3 protein-coding genes are annotated in these 2598 nt (G+C 54.9%); 1 reads left to right on the top strand and 2 read right to left on the bottom strand.

The genetic code is table 11. From position 1 onward, the window contains the following. The first annotated feature begins 181 nt into the window (after positions 1-181). Positions 182-409, top strand: coding sequence for a hypothetical protein (locus tag HW443_RS10545; protein WP_176230095.1), 228 nt, complete (start codon positions 182-184; stop codon positions 407-409). Positions 410-440: 31 nt separating this feature from the next. Here HW443_RS10545 and HW443_RS10540 read toward each other — a convergent pair whose 3' ends face one another. After that, positions 441-2051 (bottom strand): glycosyltransferase family 39 protein, encoded by a 1611-nt coding sequence (locus HW443_RS10540; protein WP_176236205.1) that lies wholly within the window; start codon positions 2049-2051, stop codon positions 441-443. A 357-nt stretch (positions 2052-2408) separates the two neighbouring features. Further along, positions 2409-2598, bottom strand: a 190-nt coding sequence (locus HW443_RS13060) for a hypothetical protein (protein WP_219853983.1), incomplete at its 5' end; no start/stop codon positions are given.

The following is a 2598-nucleotide window of genomic DNA, read 5'->3' as shown; positions in this document are numbered from 1 at the left end:
CCGATAACCCACTTCCTTTACCTCTACCTGTACCGTAGAAAATGGGAGAAGAACCAATAATTATGAGTATCGGCATGTTCTTCACCTCCTTCTATTAAAATTTAGCACCAGTTTTAGGCCGTGTTAAGTCATCCTGTATGCGCATGGTTTCACCGCATGCCGAGATGCGCAGATGGAGTTGGTGGACGCTTTGTTACTGAAAGCGCCTATGGCGTCTTTTCCGATGCTCAGTCTGTCCCTCTTCTGTCAGCGGGGCGGGGGTAGGCGGCGGCAGGAGGGTCACCGCTTGGCCGCGCGGCGGGCCGGTAACCAGCCAGAGCAGGCCGGCGGCCAGCAGGCCGATGAAGACGCCGTAAGCGATGTTCAAGGCCGTTTTCGGGGGCTCCTTCCCGACATCAAAAAGGGATAGATGACGGACGATGGAGGAAGAGCTTCCGCGGTTAATACGGGAAATAGGTTTGATTCCCGTCCGGGCCGAAGAGCAGGGCCAGCTTATCGGCATCGCGCCAGAGTTCGAGGGACCAATTCAGCAGGAGGAGCAAAACGGCAAACGTGGCAAAGGCGAGTGCCCAACGTCCGGCCCGGGTCTGCCAGCGTTCATGCAGCGCGGACAGGCCACCCATCCAGCACTGCGCGGCGAGGATGGCGAGGAACGGGATAAGTGTCAAGTGGAAGCGGTCTTCGGCCAAGATGAGAACGTGAGGGCCGAGATAGCTGAACATCAGCAGGGCCAGCAACAGATTCTCTTTCGACCAACGCGTGATCGCCAGGCCAAATGCAGCCGAGGTGCAGACAAAAACAAATGGCAAGATCAGTAAAAGAGCAATGGCTGTCAGAGGAACGGGGGGAATATAGCCAAAGAAGTTGTTGGAGTAAAAGTAGGTCAGGGCGCGGCGCTCCAGGCCGAAGAAATGACCCAGGCGGCGGACAGCCAGATAGGGGAAGCGCCCCGGGGCATCACGGATAAATTGGAGCGTCTTCTCGATGCCGATGCGATCACGTTCGGCATCATCCAGGATCGGGATCAGATCCAGGGATTGAGGATACTGAAAAGTGCCCGTCCCATCCGGGTGGTAGCCCAGGTACAGTTGGTAGCCGAGGGCAGATTCTATCCACGTAAACTGGCCATGCAAAAGTGTGTTGCGCACCACCCAGGGTGAAATCGTGAACAGAAAAAAGAACAGCAAGGCGACCGCGCCGGCGCGATTCTTCAACGCAAACCAGACCCACAGCACAGCCAGAATCACCGCCGCCGAAATGACCGAACGGGTCAGGGCGGTGAGGCCAAAGACAAAGCCGGCCAGCGCAAAGGACGGCCAGCGGCCAGAGTCCACGGCGCGCAGCAGGGTCAGCGTCGAAAGCAGGATAAGCAGGAAGAACAAGTTCTCGGTCGCCAGCGCCAGCGGATAGATGACCAGCATCGGGTAGAAAGCGACCACCCAGGCTGCAATGCGCGCAGGCGAAAATTTCACCGCTGAGAGCTCTTCGACTATCCCTTCGTTCCTCAGGGCATGGCTCAGAGCAGGCGCGGAGTTCGCAGAGTTTATTTTGTTATTCTCCGCGCTCTCTGCGTGCTCTGCGGTGAGCGTTGATTCTTTCCGAGGGGAAAAGCGGTGCGCCAGCAGATATGTCAGCGGGACGAGCGCCGCGCCGAGGAAGGCCTGTGCCAGCCGGGCGGTGAAAAAGCGGTCGGCATCCACGCCAGTCAGGAAGTAAATGAGGGCAAGGAAGGCTGGATACAGCGGCGGGCGGAAAGAGGTCAGCACGCCGCGCGGGTCATAATTTACAGCCAAGATGTCGAAGGGGATGAATTCCTTGACCAGGTACAAATCCGGCTCGGCGTACCAGCGATAGCCATTGCCCGCCACAATGCTGCGTGCCAGCATGTCATACTGGAACATGTCGTTCAGTCCGATGCCGAGGTTGTAAGACAGGAAAACAGGGATAAGCCGCAGGACGAGGGCGATAAAAAACGCACGACCGATGAAAGAGCTGTAGGCATGACGAAGCCAGTCCGCCGGGCTGCCCGCTAATTCGCTTTCAGGCGGCATATACTTCCACCCCCTGGCGCAATATCGTTCGATAGATCAAACCAACGTTATGGTTACTTTAACTCGTTGTCTTCCGAACTACGGAAATCTCTGGATTGACACTCTCCACGACTAAAGTCCGGAGATTCTCAAGATGTCTTGAGCAACACAGGCGCCAGTTGAATCTAACACCTGAGGCAGGTGCCATAGCTGCGACTACAGGGATTGCTCCCTGATACTTTTAAGTCCAGGCAGTCGCTTTTAGCTGACCAGACATTTACCCACAATCTTTTACATGGCGCAGGATTGTGGCCATAACCTCCAAGAGGCCGACGTGTCAAGCCATTTAACTAGGTAACCGAAGTAGGTCTGGTTGGGTCATATAAAATGTAACCCCATACGGGGATTTTGTTTTTTGAAGGGCTTAACCGCATCTCGTCTACTTTTCTCCTGATAAGCCTGGTAAAGTTTATTCAGCTTCATTTCAATGTTTCTTTTAAGTTGAGCAGGATTTAAAGAAAGATAAAGAGCTTCAAGTTCTTTTCTGGTTGGCTCTGGAATCTGACCA

The sequence above is a fragment of the Candidatus Hakubella thermalkaliphila genome, assembly GCF_013281975.1.
Taxonomy (GTDB): Bacteria; Actinomycetota; Humimicrobiia; order Hakubellales; family Hakubellaceae; genus Hakubella; species Hakubella thermalkaliphila.
Note: the sequence above shows the minus strand (reverse complement) of the source record. Positions and strands in the feature narration are given on the sequence as shown.

Excerpts from the sequence above, each read along its gene's own strand:
- HW443_RS10540 (WP_176236205.1), bottom strand. The coding sequence starts at position 2,051 with ATGCCGCCTGAAAGCGAATTAGCGGGCAGCCCGGCGGACTGGCTTCGT.